Origin of the sequence: Gemmata sp. (genome assembly GCF_051859125.1) — a bacterium.
GTDB lineage: Bacteria > Planctomycetota > Planctomycetia > Gemmatales > Gemmataceae > Gemmata.
Window position 1 is genome coordinate 14,270 of record NZ_JBHYGG010000297.1, and the last position, 21,110, is coordinate 35,379.

A 21,110-nucleotide genomic window follows, 5' to 3' on the forward strand; every position below is an offset into this window, starting at 1 on the left:
TGCTTCCGCCGCAAGCGATGTTGAACAACTCGGCCGACGAACGCCGCCGTATCGGCGGCCCGGTCACGGGTCACAGCAGCTTGATCAGGGTGATCGCGATCCGCCCGCCGAAGCACACGTCGACGTCGGCCCCGGCGGTCCGCTCGCGGGCGTGGTAGTCGCCGTCGTAGTGCATCCCGCCGTCGTCCTCGTGCCGGTAGCTCAGCGGCAGCGGGTGCGGGTCGAGTGGGCAGAACACGACCTCCGGGTCGGGCTCGTCCGGGCGCAGGTGCGGCAGGCCGACGTTGTAGAACGCCCCCGGCACCGGCGGCCGGGCGAGCAGGTCGGCCAGTACCCGTGCCGCCCAGGTTGCAGCCCGCGGCCAGTCGAACTCCATACCCCGCTTCCGGTAGTGTGACAGGGCGACGCCGGCCCACCCGTGCAGGACGGCCTCGCGGGCCGCGGCAACGGTGCCGGAGTAGTACACGTCGGCCCCCAGGTTGCCGCCGTGGTTGATCCCCGACAGCACCAGACCGGCGTCCGGGCACACCCGGTGTAGCCCGACCCGGACGCAGTCGGCGGGGGTGCCGTGGACCGCGAACCGGCCCGCGCCGCGTGGCTCGACGCGGACGGCGGCGTGGGTGGTGACCGCGTGGCTGACGCCCGACTGCGGGCCCACCGGGGCGACCACCACCGGCTCGCCCAACCCGCGCACGGCGGCCACGAGGGCGTGGAGCCCGTTCGCGTCGATCCCGTCGTCGTTGGTGAGGAGGAAACGCATCCCGTCAGGGTAGGCGGTTGCTGGACGAGGAGAAAGCTCGCGGGTCCGCGATTCGGTCAATGCCGCTCTGTCCCGCCCGCGAGGCGGAATCAACTCCCGCACCCGCTCTTTAATCACCGGAATGGCGTGGTCCGGTGGGGCGAAGTCGACGTCGTGGACCGCCCTGGCTTCCACCCGCCCGGCCGACTCCGGGTGCCGCCCCTGCATCAGCGGCCGGTACTCGGCCTCCTTCATGGACCATGACGAGGCGGGCGGCAGCGAGTCACTTCCGACCGCGCGGGCCGGCATCTGCAGGTACGGCTCGTGCGGATCGCCAGGGCGGCGGGCCGGGCGGCGGTCGCGCAGGCGATCGGGCCGACGTTGTTGGTCCCAGCTCCAACGCGAGCCCGCGGGAGGTCGCCCGCCACGGCATACCTGGCGGTGCTCAGGGACCTGAAGGAGTTGGCGAACCTGTCGCTGAACAGCACCCCCCGTTGGGGACGCGGAACTGGCGCACCTGCGGGGCCACACCGGGCTGTGCAACCTGCACGTCGACGTGCGGAACACCCGGGTGACGGCCGCCGGCGTGGAAGGGTTCCGCCGCGCCGCACCGGGCGTGCAGGTCGCTTTCAACGCCGGCGCAGGTGCGCCCCAACCGGTGGCCCTGCCGCGGGCCCGCCGAGTGTGCCCGACGCGGTGCCGGAAGTGCCGGTCACGTTCCTCACCCCCCGGTTCGATCGCTGCGGTCGACGGGACCGAGGGCACGCCCGTCGCGTTCGTCGGCTTGTGGGACGCGCGGGGCGAGGGGCCGGGGGAGATCGCCGCCGCGTGGCTCGACCCCGACGCCGACGAGGGCCGGCTTCACGAATCGAACTGCTCTGCCCGTACCCGCCCGATTTTTCTCACGGCAAAGGCATGGGGCCGGCGGTGACTCGTCCAAGGTCGATTCGCACGAGTGCGGCACCGGGATGAGTAAGCCGGCGGGGCGGCCGCTCCCACCGGCGGCCCCGGCGGCGTACGGTCGGCTCGGGTTCTCACGTGTCCCGTTCGCTGCGGCCCGGTCCATCTGGACCGGGCCGTGTGCGTTCCGGCGGCGGTCATGGCCGGAACCGGCACCGCGTGTGCAACAAGTAAGTCGCCCGCCGTGGGTGCCGCACAGAGCGTTCGTACGAGCGGGCCGGCTGACGGCCGCCCGCGGCGAGTTTCAACCTGAGGAACAACACCATGCGGATGGTACTGAGTTGCGTGCTGGCGGTCGTGGCGTTCCACCCGGCCGGCGCGGACGACAAGAAGGTGGAGAAGATCGACGAGGCCAAGCTGATCGGGAAGTGGGAACCGCAGGACCGGAAGGGCCGGGCGGTCGAGTTCTTGAAGGACGGCAAACTCACCGTGACGATCCCCGGCGCGAACGGGGACGTCAAACTGGACGGCACGTACACGGTCGAGGGCAACAAGTTGGTGACCGTCATCAGGGCCGCCAAACAGGAAGTGAAAAAGACGATCACCGTGAGCGAGTTGACCGACACCGCGATGTCGGGGACCGACGACACGGGGAAGGAGGACACGTTCGTGAGGGTCAAGGGCAAGTGACCGCGAGAGGCCTCGTCGTCCCACGTGGGTGCGGGTCCAGCGGATGAAGGCGAGTATGCTCTCGGATGTGTCGCCCATTGGTGCATTCTCCGGCTGTAGCGGTGGAGCGTACCGCACGGGATGGGCGGCGGAGAGGTCCGCTGTGAGGGCGAATCAGTCGAATAGGCTCGGGGTCCGTCCGCCACACCAGGAGGCGGCACCCCTGCTTGTCCTTCGGGTTCACAAACTCGCCCCCGGCCCTCAGGTCGGCTCGCGCCTTGGCCGCGGTCCCCGGTCCAACTCTTCCCAGGGACCTCGAGTGCCCGGAGCACCCCCTTGCGGGTCAGCCTCTCCGCCATGCCCCGCTTGGCACGCGGTCGGGGCGCGGAACCCCGCCGCGGGCCGCGGGGCAGTGAGTTGCGGGCGGGCGTCCGTCGTGATACCGTCGGGGCGGCAGTGAGTTCGCTGCCTGCTCCCACTCACACCGCTGATGGAGAACACATGCTGCCCCGTTGGCTCGCGCTGCTGACCCTCGCGTTCACCCTGACCGCCCTTGGCGGGGGACTCGCGCAGGACAAGAAGGACGAGAAGAAGGTTGAAAAAAAGGAGGAGAAGAAGCTCCCGGTTCCGGCGATCGCGCCGACCGCCGCGAACGTCTCCTACGGGCCGGATCCGCGGAACGTGATGGACTTCTGGCAGGCCAAGTCGGACAAGCCGACCCCACTCGTCCTGTGCATCCACGGCGGCGGGTGGAACGCCGGCGACAAGAGCGGTTACTACGGCCGCGTGAAGACATTCCTCGACAGCGGCATCTCGGTCGCGACGATCAACTACCGGCTCATGGCACAGGCCAACGCCCAGAAAGTGACGCCCCCCGTGAAGGCCCCCCTCGAGGACGCCGCTCGCGCACTCCAGTTCGTCCGGTCCAAGGCCGCCGACTGGAACATCGACAAGAAGCGGATCGGCGCGACCGGCGGCTCGGCCGGCGGGTGCTCGTCGCTGTGGCTCGCGTTCCACGAGGACATGGCCGACCCCAAGAGCGACGACCCGGTCCGCCGCGAGTCGACCCGCCTCTACTGCGCCGCCGTGGACGGCGCGCAGGTCTCGCTCGACCCCAGGGTCACCCGCGAGTGGCTCCCGAACTATACCTACGGCGCGCACGCCTTCGGTCTGAAAAGCCTCGATGAGGTCGAGACCCAGCGCGAGAAGATCGCCGAGTGGATCAAGGAGTACTCACCGATCACCCACGTCTCGAAAGACGACCCGCCCATCGGCCTGTACTACGGCGGGGAGAAGGGGGCGAAGGTCGGAGAGTCCCGCCCGGACCCGACGCACTCCCCGATTCTCGGGGTTAAGCTCGCAGAGAAGCTCAAAGAGACCGGCGTGCCCGTCGAGTTCCACTCGAACACCGAGCCGAACGCGAAGCTCCCCAACGCGACCGCGTTCCTGATCGAGTTCCTCAAGAAGTAAGGCCGCGGTGCGAGCCGCCCGCACCGGGCGACTCGCACCGCGTCGTCAGAACGGCCACGCCTTCCCGAGCGCGGACTTCTGTGCGGCGGTGACGGCCCGGATGCCGGCCTCGCCCAGCCCCAGGAGGGCGTCGAGTTGCGCGCGGGTGAACGTCGCCTCCTCGCCGCTCGCCTGGACCTCGATGAACGTGCCCGTGCCGGTCATCACGAGGTTCGCGTCCACCTCCGCGTCGCGGTCCTCGACGTACTCCAGGTCGAGCCGCTCCTCGCCGTCCACGACCCCGACGCTGATCGCCGCGACGCTGTCCGTCAGGATCTCGTCGATCCCAGCGGGGAGGGTCTTCTTGACCGACGTGAGCGCATCGACCACGGCCACGAACGCGCCGGAAATGCTCGCGGTGCGGGTGCCGCCGTCGGCTTCGAGCACGTCGCAGTCGATCCAGAGCGTGCGCTCGCCGAGCTTGGCGAGGTCCACGACCGCCCGCAGGCTACGGCCGATGAGCCGCTGGATCTCGACCGTGCGGCCGTCGATCTTGCCGGCCTTGTCGCGGGGCTTGCGGGTGCCGGTGGAGCCCGGGAGCATCCCGTACTCGGCGGTCATCCACCCCTTGCCGCGGCCCGCCATCCACTCGGGCACCTTCGGGTCCACGGTGCAGGTGCAGAGGACCGTGGTGCGGCCCGCCTTCACCAGCACCGAGCCCGGGGCACTGCCGGTGTACTTGCGCTTGAACGAGAGCGGGCGGAGCTGGCCGGGCTTGCGGTCGTCGGGGCGGGGCATCGGGGCCACCTTCGGGGTCGTGGTTGGTCGCGCGACCCGGAGATTGTACCGGGGCGCTCGGACCCAGCCCGAGAAACCCGACAGTTCGATGCGTTCTCGCCCGAGAGGGCCGCCGGTTCGACTTTTCCCCCGTCTCCGGTTGGAGTAATTGAGACCTCATCGGCCTGGAGAACTGCCCGAGACGCCGATGAAGAAAACGTGAATGCGGTGCGTGGTTTTTGCAAACTCGGCTCCAACCGTGTGCTAGGCTCGAATTGTGTCGGTGCCGGTTTCGCTCCCGAGTATCGGCCCGTCCGTTGCACTACCGCGTATCGGGCCGAACACGTCTCACGCCTGTAACCGCGGCTTGATTTCGCACAGTGGTAGGCCGTTGAACCGACGCCGATTACCCTCGCGGGCTGTCCGACCTGCGGTTCCGCTTGGCAGCCCGTGACGAGTCCTTTCACCTGAATCCCGCGATCGGTCCGCCCACGGACCCGTTGCCCCGGAGGATCCGCCCATGTCCCTGCTCCGCGACCTGTGGATCGCTGAACCCGTACTCACGTCCATTGCCGGGCTGATGGCCCTACTCGTTCTGGCGCTGGTTCGCGAGGCGCTCGTGAGCCACCGACCGCGGCACGAGCCGGTCCCGTACAACTGGTACTGACCGCGATCGTGCCTTCTGACATCGCCCCGGGCCGCTCGCCGCCGACAATGGCAGTATGGAACTGCCGAGTGTTACGCGCGTCTTTGGTGTCGATTTCAGCGGGGCCAGGAGAGCGGGCGACACCATCTGGGTCGCCGAGGCCGCGGTCACGACCCGCGGCCTGAAACTCGTGGCGCTCCAACCCCTTACGCAACTCTGCGGCACGCCCGACCGCGGGCCGGCCCTCCGGCACCTCGTCGCGATGGTCCTCGCCTCGGAGCACGCGCTCTGGGGCTGCGACTTCCCGTTCGGCCTGCCGCTCGAACTGTTCCCCACCGGCACCCCGTGGCCCGACCACTTCACCTTCCTCGGCGAGTGGGGCGAGGAGGCGTACGCGTGCGGGCTCGAGTGCGTGCGGCGGGCCGTCGAGCGGTTCCAGCGGAAGCACATTCGCCGCGCCACGGACGGAGAGGCCAAGGCCCCGTTCGATGCGTTCCACTACCGCATGATCTACCAGACCTTCTATGGGATGCGCGACGTGATCGGCCCGCTCCGCCAGACGCGGGGCACGGCGGTGCTGCCGTTCCAATACCGCAAGCTCCGCACCGCGAAGCGGGTGCTGGTGGAGTGTTGCCCGGGGTCGGTGCTGAAGCGGGAAGGGGTGCCGCACCAGAACTACAAGCAGCCGAAGGGCGGGCCGCTGACCCGAAAGCGCCGGCTCACGCGGCACGCGATCCTGGACTGGCTCGGCGGGGTGATCCGGTTCGACGACCGGTTCCGGCGGGTGATGATGCGGAACCCGGGCGGGGACGCGATCGACGCGGTGATCGCCGCGGCCGGCGCGCTGCGGGCGGTCCGTGCCGCCGACCACCGCGCGATCGCGACGCACCCCCGCTACCGCCACGAGGGGCACCTGTTCGTGTGAACTACGCGCCCGCAGGCTCGGGACGCTCGATCATGGCTTTGGAGTCGAGCCCGAACAAACGTGCGACGAGTTCGCGGGCGTGGAAGCCGCACGACTTCTCAACGAGCTTCCCGCCGACCCAGTGACCGACGACCGGGGAGTGGTGGACGAACCCGATTCCCGGGAGGAGGCGATCGAGGTCGGCGGACTCAAGTTGATCGATGTTGAACACCCCAATGGGGGTGCCCGCACCGTGCCCGTGTCGAGCCGCGTCTTCGAGAAGGTCGAGCAGCGTCAGATCGTAAACCGACCACACCGCGACTCCGACGAGGAGCCGATTTCCGGTGCCGTTGGGCACCGCGTCGGTGGGCCACAAGTCGAAGGGACTCGCCTTCACCCGCTCGGGGAGGAGTTGCGCCGCCCGGCGCTGCGTCTCGCCCGCATCACTTCCCGGAAGCGTCGTGAGGAGCGATCGGAAGCTGTTCGTGGCTTGGTTCACATGTCACCGCCCCGCGGCCCGCTCGAAGGTCACGACGCGGTTCGAACCAGATGGCCGCTCACTTCAGCAGCCACTCCATGACGGCCTTCTGGGTGTGGAGGCGGTTGCCGGCCTGCTGGAACGCGGCGCACGCGGGGCCGTCCATCACATCGTCGGTGACTTCCTCGCCACGGTGCGCCGGAAGGCAGTGCAGCACCTTGCAGTGCGACGGGGCCTTCGCCAGCAGGCCCGCGTTCACCTGGAAGGGCGCGAAGCGCTTCAACCGCTCCTCGCGCTCGGCTTCCTGCCCCATGCTCGTCCACACGTCCGTGTAGATCACATCGGCCTCGGCCACGGCCGCGGTCGGGTCGTTCACCTCGACGGGGAGGTTCGCGCCGACCCGGGCGCGGTACTGGGCGAGGAACTTGTCGTCGAACCCGTACCCGATCGGGCACGCCAGCACGAACCGCATCCCGAGCTTCCCGCACGCGACCGCCAGCGACCGGGCGACGTTGTTGCCGTCGCCGACGAACGCGACAGTGCGGCCGGCCTCCGTGCCGAAGAGTTCGCGGATCGTGAGGACGTCGGCCAGCCCCTGGCACGGGTGCGACCAGTCCGAGAGCGCGTTGATGATCGGGATCGTCGAGTGCGCCGCGAGGCCGTCGAGCGTCTCGTGCCGGTACACGCGGAGCACGAGCATGTCGACGTACTGGCTGATCGTGCGGGAGAAGTCGGCGAGCGTCTCGCGCCACCCGAGGCCGACCTCGTTGCCCGGGAGGTACAGGCTCGTGCCCCCGAGCTGGGCGACGCCGCTCTCGAAGCTCACCCGCGTCCGCAGGCTCGGCTTCTCGAAGATCAGCGCGACGACCCGACCCGTCAGACTGTGCGCGGGGATCCGCCGGGCGTGCGCCGCTTTCAGGCGGGCCGCCTCGGACAGGAGCCCGTTCAGCTCGTCGTTGGTCAGGTCGATGACGTTCAGGAAGTGTTTCATAGTCGAGTGCGGAACGCGGAGTGCGGAGTGCGGAATCCCACAAGGGGCGGAATCGCGGGCCGCGGGTCCGGTCTTCATTCCGAACTCCGCGATCCGCACTCCGCGTTCGGCCCGATCAGGGCTTCAGGGCCAGCAGCGCCTCGCTCAGGATGTCGCAGCCGTCGTCGATCTGCTCGTCGGAGATCGTGAGCGCCGGGAGGAGCCGCAGCACGGTCTGGTGCGTGCAGTTGATGAGCAAGCCGCGCTTCAGGCACGCCTCGACGACCGGCGCGCCCTCGACGGACAGTTCGACGCCGATCATCGCCCCCTTGGCCCGCACGTCGGTGACGAGCGGGCACTTCTCCTTTAGTGCGGTGAACCGCGCGAAGAACCGCTCGCCGATCTGCGTGGCGCGCTCGAGCAGGTTCTCGGCCTCGATCGTCTCGATGGTCGCGAGGGCGGCGCGGGCGGCGATCGGGTTGCCGCCGAACGTCGCGGCGTGCGTCCCCGGCTTGAGCTTGTCGCCGACCTCCGGCTTCGCGATCAGCCCGCCCATCGCCACGCCGCCGGCGAGCGCCTTCGCGAGCGTGACGATGTCCGGCTTGATGCCCCAGTGCTGGTGGGCGAACCACTTGCCGGTGCGGCCCATGCCGGTCTGCACCTCGTCGAGGATCAGCAGCAGCCCCTGGCGGTCGCACAGGTCGCGGAGCCCTTCGAGGAACCCGGGCGGGGGCAGGTTGATCCCGCCCTCGCCCTGGATCGGTTCCAGCATCACGGCGCACGTCTCGCCGTCGATCGCCTTCTCGATGGCCGCGAGGTCGCCGAACGGGGCGTAGTTGAACCCCGGGAGCATCGGCTCGACGCCCGCGTGGTACTTCGGTTGCGCCGTGGCCGTGAGCGCGCCCATCGTGCGGCCGTGGAACCCCCCGGTGAGGGTCACGATCTTGTACCGGCCCTTCGGCTTGCCGTTGAGCCGGGCGAGCTTGATCGCGGCCTCGTTCGCCTCGGTGCCGCTGTTGCAGAAGAAGCACACGCCGCCGAAGTCGGAGCGCTCGCTGAGCGCCTGACCGAGCAGCGCCTGGGCCTCGGTGTACCAGGTGTTCGGGACGTGGATCAGGCTCGCGACCTGTTCCTGCACCGCCTGCACGACCCGCGGCGGGCAGTGGCCGAGCAGCCCGCAGCCCCAGCCGGGGAAGAAGTCGAGGTAGCGGTTGCCCTCGGCGTCCCACACCCACGAGTTCTCGCCCCGGACCAGGCACACCGGGTACCGGGTGTAGTTCTGCGTCAGGTGCTTCTTGGCGAGCGAAATGACCTGGTCGGTACTGAGGGTGTCGGTGGTCATGGTGTTCGGGAGTGGGAAGGTGGACGTTGGAAGGACCGGTCGGAACGGGTCACCGCGTGATTTCGGTGCCCGTGAACGTGTCGTGGAGGAACACGTCGAGAAGAGAGTAGGGCACCCGGCCGTCGAGGATGAGGGCGGAGTTCGCGCCGGCCTCCAGCGCCTCGAAGCACGCCTCGACCTTGGGCACCATGCCGCCGTCGATGACGCCCGAGGCGATCAGTTCGCGGCACTCCGCCTCGGTGAGCTTCGGGATCAGCGACGCGGGGTTCGCACGGTCGCGGAGCACGCCCGGCGTGTCGGTGAGGAAGATCGCCTTATCGGCCTTCAGCGCCCCGGCGACCGCGGACGCCGCGGTGTCGGCGTTCACGTTCAACCAGCCGCCGTCGGTGCCGAGCGCGAGCGACGGAACGACGGGCACGTCCTTGCGGGGAGCGGGGAGCCGAACTTCGATGACCCTCCCGACGCGGCCGAGGTCGACGGGCTGGAGGTCGAGCCCCGGCAGGAGCAACCGCTCGCCGACCAGCGGGAACGTACCCGCGGCGGTGTGTGCGACGGCGCCCACGCCCAGGGCGGTGAGCCGGGAAGCGATCCCGCGGTTGAGTTCGCCCAGCACCCGCACGACGATTTCAAGTGTGGCGTCGTCGGTGTAGCGGCGGCCGGCGACCTTCTTGGGGGTGAGGCCGGCGTCGGCCATCGCGCGGTCGATGGGCTTGCCGCCGCCGTGAACGAGGACGACTGAGAGGTCCAGGCGGTTGAGGATAGCAACGGATTTGAGGCAAGCGTCGGTGGCGGCGGGGTCTTCCATCGCGCTGCCGCCGAGTTTCACCACGACCGTCTTGTCGTGGTGCGCGGCGACCCGCTCAACGGCGGCGGCGAACGCTTCGGCGGACACGGAAGGACCGGCCATCGACGATGACCCGACAATCTGGGGTGTGTCGGAAAAACACATGGTATGGCCGCCGCCCCGGGGCGTCAACGAGGGGCTCGGAATCCTCACAGAACATTTTGAGCAGTCATTGCTCCGCTGGAAGTCGATAGGTATAGTTACCGGAACGATTGGGGGCGGACCGCCGTGGGTGGTCGCTCAATCGAGTCAACAACACGGGTCCCTCTCATGCTGCGTTTCACGCTGGCGATCGCCCTGGGCGTCGCCGTTGTCACCCTGTCGGGTGCCTCGAACAACGTCCGCGCCGAAGACAAGAAGGCCGAGGCCAAGACGGTCGAAGGCACGCTCACCTGCACCAAGTGCGCGCTCAAGGAAACCGACAAGTGCGGCCACGCCCTCATCGTGAAGGACGGGGACAAGAAGGTGACGTACTACATCGCCGACAAGGGCGCCAAGGAATCGTACCACGGGAAGTGCTGCAAGGCCGATCTTGAGGGCGTCAAGGTGGCCGGCAAGGTCACCGAGAAGGACGGCAAGAAGACGATCGAGGACGCGAAGGTCACCCTGCCGAAGTGAGTACCCGTTCAACCGGGACCACGCGACGCCACCCGAAATCGGGTGGCGTTCTTCATTCACCCCACCCACGCGAGCCGCACACATGATCCACGTCGTCGCCACCATCACCCTGAAGCCGGGCGTCCGCGGGCCGTTCCTCGACGTGTTCCGCTGGCTCACGCCGCTCGTGCGGGCCGAGCCGGGGTGCGTCGAGTACCAGGCCACGACCGACGTGCCCACCACCATCGCCGTACAGGACCCGCCGCGGCCCGACGTGGTCACGGTTATCGAGAAGTGGGCCACGCTGGAGGCGCTCTACGCCCACGGCGCGATGCAACACATGGCCGAGTACCGGGTGAAGGTGAAGGACTACGTCACGGGCGTGACGTTGCAGGTCACCGAGCCCGCGACCGAGTGACCGCACCAAACAGACAAGCTGAGCCAATCGTTTGCGTTCCCCAGGTTCGCGACTTACGATGCACCCGCCGACCGGTCCGCGCCGGCCCCGTGCCGCGCCCTGAGCTTCACGTACCACTCTGGCGGGGAACCTGACGATGCGAGCCGTGTGTCTCCTCCTGCTCGGGGCCGCGGTGGGGCTCGTGCTCTCGGCCGGCGTGAACGCCCAAGGCGCCGAGGGGAAGAACTGGAAGGGGAAGGATCTGGAGAAGAGCGACCTGCGCCGGGAGAACCTCGAAGGGGCGACCGAGGCCGACCCGGTTGCGATAGCAGATCCGCCGGCCAAAGCGGACCCCGCGCCGCAGCCCAACCCCAAGAAGGAGCCCGCCGAGGGCGAAGGCCCCAAGGGCGCGCCGCCCGCGAAGGAGGTGAAGGGTCAACTGGAGAAGAAGATGTGGGGGCCGCCGGCCCAGGGCGGCACGAGGCACACCTACGACTACAAGGCGTTCAAATTTGGCGAGCCGCGCACGGGCAACTTCAAGACGGACGGCGTCCCCGCGAACCGCGAGACGGTGATTTACCCCGTGCGGGTGGCCGTTGAGATCACCCGCACGTTCACCGACGGGACGAGCAAGAAGGACGAGAAGAAGCAGACCTACGTGTTCTTCAAGGACGAGTTCGGCGACTGGACGTTCCGGTTCAAGTCGAACGACTGATGCCCGGCGAGCCGCGGCGGCGACCCCCGCGGCTCGCAGACGCTACCCGAGCTTCGGCACGGTCCACATCTGGATCGGCGAGGTGTTGGCCGGGTAGTCGCCGCCGGTACCCTTCACGCGGCCGTTGCCGCTGCTGTTCGCGTTCGTCGCGCTCACGGCCATTACGTCCCCCTTCGGGGCGAGCGCGACGCTGTGGCAGTTCGGGTGCTTCCCGCCGGTGGCGAACGCGGCCGCCTCGCCCGGCTTCCAGAAGAAGAACTTCCCCTGGCCGGGTTGGCCAGACGTCGTGCCGGCGACGCACCCGTCGGGGTGCCACGCGAGGTCGGTGACGTACCCCTCGTTGTCGTTCGCGCCCTTGAACTGCGAGAGCCGCTTGCCGGTGCGGTCGAACGCGATCAAGAGCGGGACGCACTGCACGAACCCGCCCGACTTCGGCTCCGCCCCGGCGACGAAGAGAGTCTTGCCGTCGGCCGAGACCATCAGGTTCTTCACGCCGCCGACGTCCTGAATGCGGTCGAGCTTGTACAGTTCCAGCGCCTCGATCGTGCGGGCCAACTTGCCAGATGGCACCTCGAACTCGCGCACGACGCCGAACAGGTCGCCGGCGAACAGCGTCTTGCCGTCGGGGGCGAAGCACACCGAGAGTAGGTCCGACTTCACCTCGAACTCGGCGACCCGCTTGCCCGTCTCGGGGTTCCACAGCCGGACGAACCCGTCCTTGCCACAGGTGGCGACCTCCGAGCCCGGAACGACGCTGACGCCGCGTGCCCAACCGTCGTGTGCCGCTTCAACGGTCCAGAGTTGCGGCTCCTTTGCGGCGACGTCCGAGGCGGTGAGCCGGCCCCACGAATCGACGCTGAACAGCGCGCTGCCGGCGAACGCGAGCCCGCCGACCCAGCCGTTGTGGCCGCTGATCGCGGTGAGCTCGGCCGGCTCCTTGCCCGACACGTCCCAGCGCCGCACGGTGCCGTCGAAGCACGCCGCGACGAGCACCTTGCCATCGGGCGAGAACCGGACGCGGGCGACCTGCGTCGGCGGGGTGAGCGGCTTGCCGAGTTCCTTCGGAGCGGTCGGGTCGGCTTTCTTGGGTTGGAGTGCGGTCACGCGAGCACCTCCTTCACCGGCTTCATCTCCTCGTGCGCGATCGGGAGCGGCTGGCCGCCGTTGCGGAACTCGGTCTCGGTCGGGTCGATGCCGAGGGCCTTGTACCAGGTGTGGAACAGCCCTCCGATGTCCACCGGGTCGGTCGCGACTTCCGTGCCCTTGTCATTGGTCCGCCCCGCGACCACTCCGCCCTTGATCCCGCGGCCGGCCATGCACACGCTCCACGCCTCGGGCCAGTGGTCGCGTCCGATGTGCCCGTTGATCCGCGGGGTGCGGCCGAACTCGGCGCAGGCGATCACCAGCACGTTGTCGAGCATCCCGCGGTCGCGCAGGTCCTCGATGATCGCCGCAAACGGGCGGTCGAACTTCGGGTGCAGGCTCGCCGCGCCGTTGAAGTGGTCGCCGTGCGTGTCCCACCCGTAGCTCGTCACCTTCACGAATGTGACGCCCTCTTCGAGCAGCCGGCGGGCGAGGAGCATGTGCCGGCCGAGGTCGTGCGTGCCGTACCGGTCCTGGTCCTTCTGCGGGAGCTTCGACAGGTCGAACAATTCGATCTTCTTCTGGAGCTGGGCGGCCATCTCGAAGGCGTGCGTGTTCGCCTCGGTGAACTCCTTGCGGCGGTGCTCGGCGTACCGCGTGTCGAACAGCTTGCGGAGGTCGTTCCGCTCCTCGTCGTCCGCCGCCGAAAGCTCCTTGGGGCGGAGCAGGTTCTCGGGCGGCTTGCCGTCGCCGAGCGCGAGAGCGCCGTACTTCGGGCCGAGGAACCCGGCGTCCTTGTAGATGAACCCGCCGCTCAGCGGCTTCACCCAGACGTAGGGCGGCAGGCCGCTGTTGTTCGTGCCGACGAGCTTCGCGACCGCCGACCCGAAGTAGGGGTACACGACCCCGCGGTTCTTCGGGTCGCCGCGGTTGATGCGGTCCACGCCGGCCGAGTGCGAGTTGTCCTGCGTCGAGACGCTCCGCACGATCGCGAGGTGCTTCATCAGCTTCGCGGACTCGGGGAGCAACTCCGAGATGTGGACGCCGGGGACGGCGGTCTTGATCGCACGGAACGGGCCGCCGAACGTCGTGTTCGGCTTCGGGTCCCACGATTCGAGTTGGCTCATGCCGCCGTCGAGCCAGACGAACAGCACCTGCCGGCGCTCCTTGCGGAGCTTCTCGGCGAGTGCGGGGGTGACGAGCCCGCCGAGGCCGAGTGCGGTGCCCCCCGCGGCCCCGAGGAACCGGCGGCGCGAGAGGCGGTGTTCGGCGGGGGTGCAGAGCATGACCGGCTCTCGGGGTTGGCTACTTCTTCTCGAAGTCGACTTCCGCGGTCTTCCCGGCGGCAACGTCCACGATCCGGGACTGCTTGGCGGCGCGGACCTCGTACTTGCCGGGTGCGAGGTTCGTGAACTTCGCCTTCCGGTTCACGACGTCGGCCTCCAGCACCAGTTGCATGGCCCGCCCCTGGAACGCGCCGTCGCTCGCGGGCTTGCCGTCCTCGTTCGCCGGGGCCAGTTGCACCTTGCCGGCCGCCTCCAGCGGGGCGGCGACGTCCAGGTTGCCGACCTGCGTGGCGTCGACGGTCAGGTCCACCGTGAGCGTCGCACCCGGCTTCACGTCGGCCCACTTCCAGGCGACCGGCCCGCCGGGGAGGAACGCGAACACCAGGTACCGCCCCGGCGTGAGCCTGGTGTGCTCGTAGTAGCTCGGGGCGGCCTTCCCGTCGCCGGAAGCCAGTGTGCTGACGTGCGGCTTGTCATAGTTCGCCTTGGCCTGTTGTTTGCCGTCGAGGTCGGCGCTGACCACGCCGAGCGCGAGCCCGTCCATCGGCAACTCACCGACGTACCCGACCCGCAGGTTCGCACCGGGGGAGGGCACCTTCAGGCCGACCGTCCCCTTGACGTAGGGCACCTCGTCGGCCCCCGGCGGGTCGCCCGGGGAGCGAGCGTACTCGGCGACGAACGTGCCGGCGAGGACGCTGGTGGTCGGCGTGTCCGGGTGCGCGTCGCCGATGTTCGGCACGCACAGGTAGATCTTCCCGGGCAGCTTCCCGCCGTCGCGCTTGCCCAGTTCCACCGTGATCGCGCACCCGCCGCTCCAGCCGAGACCGGGCAGCGGCTTCCAGGTCTTGCCGTCGGCCTCCTTGAGCGAGAGCGGCTTGGGGAAGTCGATGTTCACGGTCCACGCGGTCCCGGTGACGGGGTCCATCGGGCCGAGGACCATCTTCGCGGGCGACCCCTCGCGGCCCGGTTCGGCGGGGAGTTCGATCGCGACCCGCCACGCCGGACCGGGCAGGTCCGCCGGCTTCTGGAACACGAGGTTGTGCCCCTCGACGCGGGCGTCGGCCAGAGCAACGTCGACGGTGCCGAGCCGCCCGCGGACCGGTGCGGCCGGGATCGCGTGTTTCGCCGGGTCCATCTCGTGCGCGAGCGGGGCCGGTTGCGGCGGCTGATCGACCTTCGGCTCGGGCGTCAGCGTGGCGCTCGGCTGTTCCGGCTGCGTCGGCGGCTTCGATCCGCACCCGACGAGGCCCGCGATCCCGAGGCAAAGCCCCACCGCAACGATCGTCCGTGACATGGCTCCCCTTCCGATCAAAGTATCCGGCACACTCCGTGTGCCGTTCTTGTACTCAGCGACGGCACACGGAGTGCGCCTGTTAGTTTAGTGGTTCACTCCGAACTCCATCGACGCGAGCAGCGCCCACGCGACGCGGCCGGCGGCCTCGGGCCGCCTGGCCGGGTGCTTCGCCAGTACCTTCGCGACCGCCGCACGCTCCTCGGCCGAGGGGGTTCGGGTCAGGACCGCGAGGTACAACTCGGTCGCGGCGTCGTCGTCGCTCAACTTGGCGGCGCGCTCGACGAGGTTCCCGGGCTTCGCGGCCACGAGGTCGAGCACCGCCGCGTCGTGGAGCACGAACAGCGCGCCCTTCAGCGACGGCGTCACCTCGTCCTCCGGCTCGCGGGCCTGGTTCGCGAACGCCTTCACGAACTTCGGCCGCAGCGCGTCGGCCGCCTTCGGATCGGTGCCGGTCGCGGTGAGCATCGCGTTCAGCAACTGCTCGGCCGACAGCCGCTTCTCCAGCGCGACGGCAAAGAATCGCGCGTCCGGCGCGTCGATCCCGACCGGCACTAGGCTGGTTCGCTGGTACGTTTTCGTCAAGGCCAACTCGCGGAGCAGCCACTTCACATCGAACTTGTGGGCGACGAACTCGTCGGCCAGGAGCGCGAGCAGTTCCGGGTGCGAAGCCGGGTTGCGGCCGTGGTGCAGGTCGAGCGGGTGAACGAGCCCGCGGCCCATCACCGCGAACCAGAGGCGGTTCACCGCGTTGCGGGCGAAGTCCGGGTTCTTCGCGGTCGGGAGTTGCTCCGCGAGCGCCGCCCGCGTGCTGAACTTCGGCACGCCCGGCTCGTTCGCCTTGCGGTCCGGCGGGACGGCGAACTCCATTCCCTTCGGGAACACGGGGATGTCGATCATCATCAGCCCGGGAAGGCCCGGCCCGGTGGTCATCGGCACCTTCGTGAACACCGACGCGAACGGCGTCTTCTCCGCCGTCACCTTCTCGGCGACGAGCAGCTTCGCGGCGTTCACGAGATACACGTTCTTGAAGAACGTGTGCAGCCCCTGGAAATGCTGCTGCTTGTAGTCGTCGATGAACAGGTGGTCGTGGCACTCGCAGCACCGGAGGTCCTTGCCGAGGAACAGCCGGCCGGCGTCGCGGGTGAGGGCCGAGTAGTCGACCGGGTTCTGGCCGTAGTTCTCCAGCCGCTTGGAGAGCCAGAACGCGGCCCCGGCGCTTGCGGCGTCCTTCGCGTCGGCCCGCAGCATCTCGCGGACCATCTGGTCGTAGGGCTTGTTCTTCGCGAACGACTCGCGGAGGTACTTCGACCACTCCGGGCTCTCGCCGAGCCGCTCCATCAGGGCGACGTGGAACAGGTCGGCCATGCGGGTAACGTACGCGGGGCCGTCGAGCAACGAGTCGATGAGCCTGGTGCGCTTGTCGGCGGTAGTGTCGGCGAGGAACTGTTTGGTGACGTCGACCGGCGGGAGGGTGCCGGCGAAGTCGAGGTACGCCCGCCGGAGGAGCTCGCCGTCGTCGGCCGGCGGCGCGAGTGCGACCCTCTCGGCCTTCGCCTTCGCATCGATGGCGGCGTCGATGCGGACGCGGAGTGGTTCCGCCGCAGAGATCGGTGACGCAAGGGCAACCGCGAGTGCGACGGTGGCGAGCAAGCGGGGCATGGTTTCGTGAGCCACGGGTTCACCCCCGTGGGCCTCGCTCTGGTGTTGAGAAGACCACGGGGGTGAACCCCGTGGCTCGAAAGCAGAGAATCAGAGCTTCAGCACACCGGTGCTGTCGCCGAACGAGTTGGCCGGCGCGCCCATCCGCTCGAAGATCGCGAGGAACAGGTTCATGAGCGGGGTCTCGGACTTCTTCGGGAACGCGACGTGCTTGCCGGTCGCGACCGAGCCGCCGCCCTTGCCGCACAGGAGTACCGGCAACTCGTCGTGGTTGTGGCGGTTCCCGTCGCCGTTGCCGCTGCCGTACACGAGCATCACGTTGTCGAGGAGCGTCGTGCCGTTGGCCTCCTTCGTGCCCCTCATCTTGCCGAGGACGTACGCGAGTTGCTCGGTGTGGAACGTGTTGATCTTCTTGATTTTCTCGAGCTTCTTCGGGTCGCTCCCGTGGTGCGACAGGTCGTGGTGGCCCTCCGGCACGTCGATGAACTTGTACGGCCGGTTGCTCCCCTCGTTGGCGAACGGGAACGTGACCACGCGGGTCAGGTCGGTCTGGAACGCCAGCACCATCAGGTCGGCCATGAGCCGGATGTGGTCGGCGTACTCCTTCGGGATGCCGGTCGGGGCGGGGACGTTCGGCTTGGCGACCGGGGCGTTCGCGGCGGCTTTCGCCTTCTGGATGCGCTGCTCGACCTCGCGGACGCTGGCGAGGTACTCGTCGAGCTTCTTCTGGTCGGCGGTGCCGAGGGTCTTGTTCAGCCCCTTGGCGTCCTCGTTGACGAAGTCGAGGACGCTCGTGTTGTAGAGGTCGCGCTTGGCCCGGGCCTGGGCCTGCTCCTTCGGGTCGTTGCCGCCGAACAGCCGCTCGAACACGGCCTTCGGGTCCACCTCCTTCGAGTTCGGGGTGGACTCGCCGCGCCACGACAGGTTGTGCGAGTACGCGCACGAGTAGCCCGAGTCGCAGTTGCCGGCGCTGCCGCCCCGCTCGATGCCGAGTTCGAGCGACGGGAACCGCGTGACCTGCCCGGCGACGCTCGCGATGTGCTGGTCGGCGGACATGCCGGCGCGGATGTCGGCCCCGTGGGTCTTGCGGGGCTGGCGGCCGGTGAGGAACGCGGCCATCGCACGGGCGTGGTCGCCGGGGCCGTCGCCGTTGGCGCGCGCCTTGTCGAGTGCCAGACCGCTGTAGACGTTGAACGAGTCCTTGAACGCCTCCAGCGGCTTCAGCACGCCGGGGAGTTCGGTCAACTTCCCTTCGGCCTTGGGCGTCCACTCGGCCATGTTCACGCCGTTGGGGACGTAGATGAACGCGACCCGGCGGGGCGGGGCAGTGACGGCTGCCGGCGCGGCAACCGCGAGCGACTCCAGCCAGGGAAGGGCGAGGGTGGTGCCCAGACCCTTCAGGGCGGTGCGGCGGGTGATGCGGGCGTTCATGGCAGCTCCGGGGACGGGCAGTGTCTGGCGGGGGCAGCGTAGCGGCAGGCGAAAACGGAATTATCCGCAGATTACACAGATGGACGCAGATGAGAAATCAGGAGACCGAGCTGGGTCGAGGGCCGGCGTGTCGTGTTACCACTGTCCTCTAATCTGTGTCCATCTGTGTAATCTGCGGATAAACACTCTGCTCCCCAGTTCACTCGGTCCGCTTGCCCTTGCGCTTCTGGAAGGGGTCGGACTTCACGATGGCGAGGACGAGTGCGGAGAACGCATCCTTGTTGGCCCTCGACGCGGCAACGATGTCGTCGAGGACGCACTTATCGTAATACTCTAACCCGCGGCCCAGACCGAAGGTAATGAGTTTTTCCGCGAAGCACCGGCGGAACAGGTCGGCCTTGCCGATGAGGACCTTCCGGAGTTCCGCGGGGCCAGCGAACTTCTCGCCCCCGGGCAGTACGCCCGACGGGTCGATCGGTTGCTTGTTGTCTTGTGTGCGCCACCCGCCGATGCCGTCGAAGTTCTCCAGGCCGAACCCGAGGGGGTCCATTTTGGCGTGGCACGTCGCGCACGCCGGGTTCGCCCGGTGCTGCTCCATCTGCTGGCGGAGCGTGCCCTTCAGTTGGGGCGTCGGCGGCAGTTCCGGCACGTCCGGGGCCGGGGGCGGCGGGGGCGTGCCGAGCACGTTCTCCAGGATCCACTTGCCGCGCTTCACGGGGCTCGTGCGGGTCGGGTTCGACGTGACGGTGAGCGTGCTCCCCATCGTCACCACGCCGCCGCGGCGGCCGTCGCCCAGTGCGACCTTGCGGAATTCGGGGCCGGTCACGTTCGCGAGACCGTAGTGCTTCGCGAGGCGGTCGTTGGCGAACGTGTAGTCCGAGTCGAGGAACTCCAGGATGCTGCGGTCGTTCTGGACGACGTACTCGAAGTACCCCTCGGCCTCACGCGCCATCGCGTTCTTGAGCGCGTCGTCCCACCCGGGATAGTACCCCTTGTCGGGCGTCAGGGTTTTGAGCATCCGCAACTGGAGCCACTGCGACGCGAAGTTCTCCGACAGCGCCTTCGCCTTCGGGTCCTTCAGCATCCGCTTGACCTGTGCCTCTAGCACCGCGGGCTTCCGGAGTTCGCCCTTCTCAGCGAGCTGGAACAGCGCCTCGTCCGGCATCGTGGACCACAGGAAGTACGAGAGCCGTGTCGCGAACTCGAAGTCGCTGATGGTGCGGACGCCGTTCGGGTCCTTGGGATCCTCCTCGATCCGGTAGAGGAAGTGCGGCGACACGAGCACGGCCTTCATCGGCAGCCGGACCGCGGTCTCGAACGGCTCGCCCTGCTTGGTCGCGACGTCGAACAGGCTCAGGAGGCGGGTCACCTCCTCGGGCTTCACCGGCCGGCGGTACGCACGGCGGGCGAAGTTCGCGAGCAGCTTTTCGGCGGCCGCTCGGGGCGTCACGGTGCCCGAGGGCTTCGCAGTGAGGAGCAACTTGATCGACACGGGTTCGGGCGGGCTCACGGGGTTGAACGGCCCCTCGATCTCGATGCGGTCGATACCGAACTCGCGGAACTTCTTATCGACGACGTCCTCGAACTCGTTGGTGAACGCGATCTCGACGGTCTTCTCCCCGGCCGGGAGCTTCGTCCGCACTTCGTAGAACTGCGGCTTGCCCTGGGTCGCTTCGACGGTGAACGACTTGATGTCCTTCCGGGCGACCCGCAGCGTCGCGCTCGGGAACTCGCCGCCGATCTTCGTGCCCCAGCCGCGGAACCGGATGACGTACTCGCCCTCGGCCGGGAAGTGGAACCTCTCCAGACTCGCCTGGCCGACCGACTTGAACGCGATCTTGACCGGGTCCTTGGTCTTCGCGGACCGCGGCAGCACCACGATGTTCGACGCGCCGAACGACTGCTTCACGCTCTTGGGCGGCTCGGGCAGTTTGAGTGCGGTGGCGAGCACCTTGTCGGCCGCCGCCAGGTACTTTTCGAGCAGGATCGGCTGGAACGAGAGCACGTCGCCGATGTTGTCGAACCCGTAGCCGACGTCGTCGGCCGGGAAGTCGTCGGCGGGCTTGAAGTCGACCCCGCACAGGTCGCGGACCGTGTTGTTGTACTCGGCCCGGTTGAGCCGCCGGATGGTGACGCGGCCCGGGTCGCGGGGGCCGGTGCAATCGACCCTGGTGAGTGAGTTCTCGATCCACTCGACGACGAACGCCCGCTCCTCCTTGGTGGGCTGCGGCTTCTTCGTTTTGGGCGGGGGCATCTCACCGGCCGCGAGGGCGTGCTGCATCGCGCCCCAGTCCTTGCGCGCCTTGCGGGCCTGGGCCTCCGAAGTGTACCAGTCCAGGGACAGCCCGCCGCCGGCCTTGTCGCCCTTGTGGCAATCGACGCAATACTTCTGGAGGAACGGGAGAATCTTCGCCTTGAACGCGGGGTCTTCGACCGGCGGGGCCGCGGCAGTGATCGGCTCGACCAGTGCGACCGGTACCGGCGGCACGGCGGTCGCAGGCGGCACAACGGCGGCGACCGGTTCGGCGAACTCCGTGGGCTGGGTCGGGAGCCGGAGCCGCTCGCGGAGCGAGGTCTGCGGTTCGGTCGCGGGCGCCACTTCGGCGGGTTGCGGTGCGGCCGCGGCCGTCGGTGGGGTGCGGTCCGTCCACCCTGTTGCCCAGGCAAGGGCGAGGCTGGCCGTGACGGCCGCGCCGAGCAGGATCAGGATGGGACGCAACGCCATAACGACGGCTCCGCGAACGGGGAAGGTGGCACCGCTGGGGGCGAGCGGACGGGTGGGTACGGAATGATACCGGCGGGGGGGCGCTTATGCTTCAAAGTTAATCGAGGAAGTCGTGGTCCGCAACTAGTAAACGGCAACGGCGTGCCAAAAGGGTATGCGTCGCGAAAGTTGGTGGGAACTGTGTTCAGTTCGGTGTAGCTTTGAG

At 68.7% G+C, this 21,110-nt stretch carries 19 protein-coding genes; 7 read left to right on the forward strand and 12 right to left on the reverse strand.

Annotated features, from left to right (window positions below; all coding sequences use genetic code 11):
• Positions 1-70: 70 nt before the first annotated feature.
• On the reverse strand, positions 71-760 hold the full coding sequence (gene surE / locus ACTIGN_RS31630; RefSeq protein ID WP_439631488.1) for a 5'/3'-nucleotidase SurE: 690 nt from the start codon (positions 758-760) through the stop codon (positions 71-73).
• A 1,203-nt stretch (positions 761-1,963) separates the two neighbouring features.
• Between surE and ACTIGN_RS31635 the strand changes: the two genes are divergently transcribed.
• Both ACTIGN_RS31635 and ACTIGN_RS31640 read left to right on the forward strand, forming a co-directional pair.
• The gene (locus ACTIGN_RS31635) at positions 1,964-2,329 is read left to right on the forward strand and encodes a TIGR03066 family protein (RefSeq protein ID WP_439631490.1); all 366 of its coding nucleotides are present in this window, start codon (positions 1,964-1,966) and stop codon (positions 2,327-2,329) included.
• A gap of 480 nt (positions 2,330-2,809) precedes the next feature.
• Complete coding sequence (locus ACTIGN_RS31640) at positions 2,810-3,778, forward strand: alpha/beta hydrolase (RefSeq protein ID WP_439631492.1); 969 nt, start codon at positions 2,810-2,812, stop codon at positions 3,776-3,778.
• A 45-nt stretch (positions 3,779-3,823) separates the two neighbouring features.
• Here ACTIGN_RS31640 and rph read toward each other — a convergent pair whose 3' ends face one another.
• The gene (rph, locus tag ACTIGN_RS31645) at positions 3,824-4,555 is read right to left on the reverse strand and encodes a ribonuclease PH (protein ID WP_439631494.1); all 732 of its coding nucleotides are present in this window, start codon (positions 4,553-4,555) and stop codon (positions 3,824-3,826) included.
• Positions 4,556-5,054: 499 nt separating this feature from the next.
• On the opposite strand from rph, the gene ACTIGN_RS31650 reads away from it, so the two are divergent.
• Both ACTIGN_RS31650 and ACTIGN_RS31655 read left to right on the forward strand, forming a co-directional pair.
• Positions 5,055-5,201 (forward strand): hypothetical protein, encoded by a 147-nt coding sequence (locus tag ACTIGN_RS31650; RefSeq protein ID WP_439631496.1) that lies wholly within the window; start codon positions 5,055-5,057, stop codon positions 5,199-5,201.
• Positions 5,202-5,256: 55 nt separating this feature from the next.
• Positions 5,257-6,105 carry a DUF429 domain-containing protein gene (locus ACTIGN_RS31655; protein ID WP_439631498.1) on the forward strand — a complete coding sequence of 283 codons (849 nt, stop codon included), beginning with the start codon at positions 5,257-5,259 and terminating at the stop codon, positions 6,103-6,105.
• A gap of 1 nt (position 6,106) precedes the next feature.
• Here the strand turns inward: ACTIGN_RS31655 and ACTIGN_RS31660 are convergent, their stop codons facing one another.
• From ACTIGN_RS31660 to argB, 4 genes are all read right to left on the reverse strand, one after another.
• On the reverse strand, positions 6,107-6,583 hold the full coding sequence (locus ACTIGN_RS31660; RefSeq protein WP_439631500.1) for a hypothetical protein: 477 nt from the start codon (positions 6,581-6,583) through the stop codon (positions 6,107-6,109).
• 58 nt (positions 6,584-6,641) lie between these two features.
• Entirely contained in the window at positions 6,642-7,553 is a 912-nt protein-coding gene (argF, locus tag ACTIGN_RS31665; protein ID WP_439631502.1) for an ornithine carbamoyltransferase, read from the reverse strand.
• Between the two features lie 115 nt (positions 7,554-7,668).
• Positions 7,669-8,874: an aspartate aminotransferase family protein gene (locus ACTIGN_RS31670; protein ID WP_439631504.1), complete on the reverse strand. Its 1,206-nt coding sequence runs from the start codon at positions 8,872-8,874 to the stop codon at positions 7,669-7,671.
• Between the two features lie 49 nt (positions 8,875-8,923).
• Positions 8,924-9,781 (reverse strand): acetylglutamate kinase, encoded by an 858-nt coding sequence (gene argB, locus ACTIGN_RS31675; protein WP_439631506.1) that lies wholly within the window; start codon positions 9,779-9,781, stop codon positions 8,924-8,926.
• A gap of 207 nt (positions 9,782-9,988) precedes the next feature.
• On the opposite strand from argB, the gene ACTIGN_RS31680 reads away from it, so the two are divergent.
• The 3 genes from ACTIGN_RS31680 to ACTIGN_RS31690 all read left to right on the forward strand — a co-directional run bounded on the left by ACTIGN_RS31680 (position 9,989) and on the right by ACTIGN_RS31690 (position 11,427).
• Positions 9,989-10,336, forward strand: a complete 348-nt coding sequence (locus ACTIGN_RS31680; RefSeq protein ID WP_439631508.1) for a hypothetical protein — start codon at positions 9,989-9,991, stop codon at positions 10,334-10,336.
• A gap of 82 nt (positions 10,337-10,418) precedes the next feature.
• Positions 10,419-10,733, forward strand: a complete 315-nt coding sequence (locus ACTIGN_RS31685) for a putative quinol monooxygenase (protein WP_439631509.1) — start codon at positions 10,419-10,421, stop codon at positions 10,731-10,733.
• A gap of 136 nt (positions 10,734-10,869) precedes the next feature.
• Entirely contained in the window at positions 10,870-11,427 is a 558-nt protein-coding gene (locus ACTIGN_RS31690; protein ID WP_439631511.1) for a hypothetical protein, read from the forward strand.
• Between the two features lie 42 nt (positions 11,428-11,469).
• Here ACTIGN_RS31690 and ACTIGN_RS31695 read toward each other — a convergent pair whose 3' ends face one another.
• The 6 genes from ACTIGN_RS31695 to ACTIGN_RS31720 all read right to left on the reverse strand — a co-directional run bounded on the left by ACTIGN_RS31695 (position 11,470) and on the right by ACTIGN_RS31720 (position 20,905).
• Complete coding sequence (locus ACTIGN_RS31695) at positions 11,470-12,531, reverse strand: WD40 repeat domain-containing protein (RefSeq protein WP_439631512.1); 1,062 nt, start codon at positions 12,529-12,531, stop codon at positions 11,470-11,472.
• On the reverse strand, positions 12,528-13,796 hold the full coding sequence (locus tag ACTIGN_RS31700; RefSeq protein ID WP_439631514.1) for a DUF1501 domain-containing protein: 1,269 nt from the start codon (positions 13,794-13,796) through the stop codon (positions 12,528-12,530). The genes ACTIGN_RS31695 and ACTIGN_RS31700 overlap by 4 nt, the downstream gene beginning before the upstream one ends.
• A 19-nt stretch (positions 13,797-13,815) precedes the next feature.
• Entirely contained in the window at positions 13,816-15,090 is a 1,275-nt protein-coding gene (locus tag ACTIGN_RS31705) for a hypothetical protein (RefSeq protein ID WP_439631516.1), read from the reverse strand.
• Between the two features lie 84 nt (positions 15,091-15,174).
• A complete protein-coding gene (locus ACTIGN_RS31710; protein WP_439631518.1) occupies positions 15,175-16,749 on the reverse strand; it encodes a DUF1549 domain-containing protein in 1,575 nt (524 codons plus the stop codon).
• Positions 16,750-16,839: 90 nt separating this feature from the next.
• Positions 16,840-18,180 carry a DUF1552 domain-containing protein gene (locus ACTIGN_RS31715; RefSeq protein WP_439631520.1) on the reverse strand — a complete coding sequence of 447 codons (1,341 nt, stop codon included), beginning with the start codon at positions 18,178-18,180 and terminating at the stop codon, positions 16,840-16,842.
• 199 nt (positions 18,181-18,379) lie between these two features.
• A complete protein-coding gene (locus ACTIGN_RS31720) occupies positions 18,380-20,905 on the reverse strand; it encodes a DUF1592 domain-containing protein (RefSeq protein ID WP_439631522.1) in 2,526 nt (841 codons plus the stop codon).
• Positions 20,906-21,110: the final 205 nt, after the last annotated feature.

Coding starts and splice junctions, on each gene's coding strand:
- surE (WP_439631488.1), bottom strand. CDS start 760: ATGCGTTTCCTCCTCACCAACGACGACGGGATCGACGCGAACGGGCTC.
- ACTIGN_RS31635 (WP_439631490.1), top strand. CDS start 1,964: ATGCGGATGGTACTGAGTTGCGTGCTGGCGGTCGTGGCGTTCCACCCG.
- ACTIGN_RS31640 (WP_439631492.1), top strand. CDS start 2,810: ATGCTGCCCCGTTGGCTCGCGCTGCTGACCCTCGCGTTCACCCTGACC.
- rph (WP_439631494.1), bottom strand. CDS start 4,555: ATGCCCCGCCCCGACGACCGCAAGCCCGGCCAGCTCCGCCCGCTCTCG.
- ACTIGN_RS31650 (WP_439631496.1), top strand. CDS start 5,055: ATGTCCCTGCTCCGCGACCTGTGGATCGCTGAACCCGTACTCACGTCC.
- ACTIGN_RS31655 (WP_439631498.1), top strand. CDS start 5,257: ATGGAACTGCCGAGTGTTACGCGCGTCTTTGGTGTCGATTTCAGCGGG.
- argF (WP_439631502.1), bottom strand. CDS start 7,553: ATGAAACACTTCCTGAACGTCATCGACCTGACCAACGACGAGCTGAAC.
- ACTIGN_RS31670 (WP_439631504.1), bottom strand. CDS start 8,874: ATGACCACCGACACCCTCAGTACCGACCAGGTCATTTCGCTCGCCAAG.
- argB (WP_439631506.1), bottom strand. CDS start 9,781: ATGGCCGGTCCTTCCGTGTCCGCCGAAGCGTTCGCCGCCGCCGTTGAG.
- ACTIGN_RS31680 (WP_439631508.1), top strand. CDS start 9,989: ATGCTGCGTTTCACGCTGGCGATCGCCCTGGGCGTCGCCGTTGTCACC.
- ACTIGN_RS31685 (WP_439631509.1), top strand. CDS start 10,419: ATGATCCACGTCGTCGCCACCATCACCCTGAAGCCGGGCGTCCGCGGG.
- ACTIGN_RS31690 (WP_439631511.1), top strand. CDS start 10,870: ATGCGAGCCGTGTGTCTCCTCCTGCTCGGGGCCGCGGTGGGGCTCGTG.
- ACTIGN_RS31700 (WP_439631514.1), bottom strand. CDS start 13,796: ATGCTCTGCACCCCCGCCGAACACCGCCTCTCGCGCCGCCGGTTCCTC.
- ACTIGN_RS31705 (WP_439631516.1), bottom strand. CDS start 15,090: ATGTCACGGACGATCGTTGCGGTGGGGCTTTGCCTCGGGATCGCGGGC.
- ACTIGN_RS31710 (WP_439631518.1), bottom strand. CDS start 16,749: ATGCCCCGCTTGCTCGCCACCGTCGCACTCGCGGTTGCCCTTGCGTCA.
- ACTIGN_RS31715 (WP_439631520.1), bottom strand. CDS start 18,180: ATGAACGCCCGCATCACCCGCCGCACCGCCCTGAAGGGTCTGGGCACC.
- ACTIGN_RS31720 (WP_439631522.1), bottom strand. CDS start 20,905: ATGGCGTTGCGTCCCATCCTGATCCTGCTCGGCGCGGCCGTCACGGCC.